This window comes from Candidatus Solincola tengchongensis (genome assembly GCF_015711935.1).
GTDB lineage: Bacteria > Actinomycetota > Geothermincolia > Geothermincolales > RBG-13-55-18 > Solincola_A > Solincola_A tengchongensis.
Map to the genome: position 1 here is coordinate 1 of NZ_JACVJJ010000005.1, position 3616 is coordinate 3616.

Here is a 3616-nt window from a genome sequence, read left to right on the forward strand (position 1 = left end):
TCGGAGCGGATCTCATCCTTGTAGTGACCACCCATTCGATCAATCTTTAAAGCACGAAAACCGACACCGTAATATATCATCCATTATGACATGTACGAGTGAAGGAGGGCCCTTGAACGCTCTCGTCCTTGATCCTCCTATAACCTCCCCGCGAAGGAACTGAGTTGGCCTTTGTTAGCGCCGCTCCGGCCTCATGCGCCCTCCTACCGGCTGGTCCTCTTTCCCCCGACGGGGGCAAGGGACGGCCCCGGCACCCCACGGCAAGGCAAGAATAAGCGTGAAGTCCATGCTCGTTCACGGCATGCATTGTTCTTTGAAACCCGCGAAAGGAAACCCGCCAGCCGGCGACCCTTGCTCAAGTCGCCCGTTGAAGGGGACGAAATCTATCTCGAAGGCTTGCCGGTGCTCCCGCGCCCGCGAGAAAAGCAGGAAGTGCCGCGGAGACAGGATAAAGTTCGCCTGAAACCGCCGGCTCACCGCAAAGGGCCAAGGCGCCCGATACGGCGTGAGCGCCCTATATGGCGTAGGCGGAATGAAGGCGAGTGAAGGCCGGGCGGCGCATCAGTTCCGAAAAGGGCGCGGATTCCGAGGCCATACCTTCGCGTCGGGCCGTCGATAGCGCCGTTCAGCGGCTCGTCCGATAACGGGATGCGAATAAGGAGGAGGCGAGAGAAGATGAGGACAGGGAGGGCCGCCGGGTTCCTTTCCCCAATCCTGGTCGTGTTCTTAATGTCGGCATTTTTAGCCATAGCATGGCTATCGCCCCCTTTGCTCCTCTTCCACGACACTTCCGGGCGGGCATCGGCCAACCCGCCGGGGTGGACCCAGGTCTGGGCCCTGGACGTGGGGAGCATGTTCAAGCACGCCTCCCCCACCGTAGCGGACATAGACGGGGACGGTACCCAGGAGATACTGGCGGGGAACAACAACGGGGTCTTTTACTGCGTTGACCTGAACGGCAACATCCGCTGGGCTTACAACACCGGGGCCACCATCCAGTCCACCCCACTGGCCGTTGACTGCGACGGCAACGGGACCCTGGAGATATTCTTCGGGAGCCATAACGGCTACGTCTACGGGCTGAACTACCTGGGACAGCCCCTCTCCCAATGGGGGTGGCCCAAGTTCGCCGGCACGGCCTACGGCTACCGGGAGGTCTTCCCCTCTCCCGCCAGCGGGGACCTGGACGGCGACGGGAACCTGGAGATCGTGGTGGGCAACTGGGGGACCTTCGTCACCGCCTGGCACTACGAGGGGCCCCTCATGTGGCAGTACCAGAACCACGACTCCATCTGGTCCTCCCCGGCCTGCGGGGACATCGACCTGGACGGGAAGGACGAGGTGGTCATCGGGGCCGACTGCTGGAGCGGCCCCTATTGGCCCTGGCCCCGGGGCGGCCTCCTCTACGTCTTCGAGGAGAACGGCTCCATCAAGGCCGGGTTCCCCAAGACCCTGCCGCAGGTGATATGGTCCTCCCCGGCCATCGCCGACCTGGACCGCGACGGCTTCCCGGACATCGTGGTGGGCACCGGCCTCTTCTGGCAGAACACCAATCCCGGCCAACCCACCTACCTCTCCTATGCCGACGGTAAACACGTCTACGCCTTCAACCACCGGGGAGAGAACCTCCCCGGCTGGCCGGTGAACACGGGGGACAACGTGTTCTCCTCCCCGGCGGTGGCCGACCTGGACGGAGACGGCTACTTCGAGGTGGCCTGCGCCTCCATGGACTCCTGGGTCTACTGCTGGGAGCACGACGGGAAGGAGAAATGGAAGAACCGGCTCTTCGCCGTCCAGAAGATGGGCTCCCCGGCCATCGCCGACATCGAGGGGGACGGGGATATGGAGGTCATCATGGGCGAGGGGCAGCACCTCGCCGCTTACGAGCCCTCCGGCAACCGGGTGCTGGAGGTGCATACCGGCCAGAACGTGTTCAGCTGCCCGGCGGTGGGAGACCTGGACGCCGACGGCCTGACCGACGTGGTGGTGACCAACGGCGTGGACGGGGAGACGGGGCGTATCATCCGCTACGAGTGCGGCAAGTGGAACCCCTCGCTGGCCGCCTGGCCCATGTTCCGCCGCTTCCCCGACCACCGCGCCTGCTACCCCCACCAGGAGGTGCCCGACCTGTGGTCGGCCTCCGAGGTGCGCAGCCGCTCCTACCTGGCGGAGGGCTACACGGGGAGCGGGTTCCAGGAGTTCGTCCTGCTCATGAACCCCAACCCGGAGGCGGCCACCGCCCAGCTCCGCTATCTTTTGGGAAGCGGTTTATCCGTGGTCAAAGTGGTGAACATCCCTGGACGGTCCCGTTGTACGGTTTACGTCAACGGCTCCGTGGAGGGACAGGACGTGAGCACGGTGATGTTCTCCGACCGCTCGGGGGTCATCGCCGAGCGGGCGCTCTATTACCGTTATTCCGGGAGCCACGGTACCTGGGCCGGGGGGCATGACGTCATGGGCACGGACACACCGCGTCAGGAATGGTACTTCGCCGAGGGGTGCACGCGCCCCGGTTTCCACACCTACCTTTGCCTGCAGAACCCGGACAGGTCCCAGTCCGCGGCGGTGACCGTTGAGTATCTGTGCGGTGACGGGGCCGAGATCGTACGCCAGTTGAACATCAGGCCGGGCTCTCGTTTCACCGTGGCCGTGCACCAGGACGGGCTGGGCATCGGCACCCACGACGGCCCCCACGGCGACGTGTCCATCAAGGTGACCTCCAATCTGCCCGTGGTGGCCGAGCGCCCCATATACTTCAACTATGCGGGCGTGTGGGACGGAGGGCACGACGCCATGGGCGCTCCCTCCCCCTCCACTCAGTGGTATTTCGCGGAAGGCTGCACGCGCCCGGGGTTCAACACCTTCCTCTGCCTGCAGAACCCCATGGACGACCCGGCGGATGTGGTCATCGACTACCTCTGCGGGGACGGGGCCAACATCCGCAAGAAGCTGACCGTGAAGCCGCGCTCCCGCTACACGGTGGCCGTGCACGGTGATGCGGAGGGCATCGGGGTGCAGGACAGCGCCAGGGGCGACGTCTCCATCCGCGTCACCTCAGGCGCGCCCATCGTGGCCGAGCGGCCCATGTACTTCTCCTTCAACGGGATGGTGGGAGGCCACGACACGGTGGGCTCATTCCTCGAATATTGAGCGGGCAGGCAATATGGGATCGTTTCCATGCCGGTACCCGGCGGCACGAGCGTCCTTCCCCCATACCTGTACAGCGGACGGCCCTGACAACTCCGCTTCCCGTTGAACAGCGCTCGCAGTTCCCTTCCGAAAACCATAATTTCGGGTATAGAGGAGGGCCAAAAAGCCCTTATTACCCGCTCAGCCGAAGGGAGCGCGGCCGTGGCGCCACGATCATCGGGCGTTGGCGCCTCCAGACCGCGCACGCCGCACTCGCCGAATGAGGGGCGCAAGGCCTTCGGGTCGATGACGTCTCCCGGTAATCAGGCCGCACCGGCTCAGTCGCGGTTGCCGCGGGCCGCACGGGAGTACTGCAGATAGGCCCGCAGGGCCAGGACGCAGGAGCGCAGGTCGGTGTACACGGGGATGCCGAACTCCCTGAGCCTCTCTTCGTAGTGGCCGAAGAAACGCAGGTCGCCGAAGACCC

At 64.7% G+C, this 3616-nt stretch carries 1 protein-coding gene; it reads left to right on the plus strand.

Translation table 11 applies throughout. The features are described 5' to 3' along the window. Positions 1 to 675 precede the first annotated feature (675 nt). Positions 676 to 3150, plus strand: coding sequence for an FG-GAP repeat domain-containing protein (locus H7007_RS00075; RefSeq protein WP_287152439.1), 2475 nt, complete (start codon positions 676 to 678; stop codon positions 3148 to 3150). Positions 3151 to 3616 lie beyond the last annotated feature (466 nt).

What these genes read in the sequence shown, in the direction of transcription:
- H7007_RS00075 (WP_287152439.1), top strand. Translation starts at nt 676, where the DNA reads ATGAGGACAGGGAGGGCCGCCGGGTTCCTTTCCCCAATCCTGGTCGTG.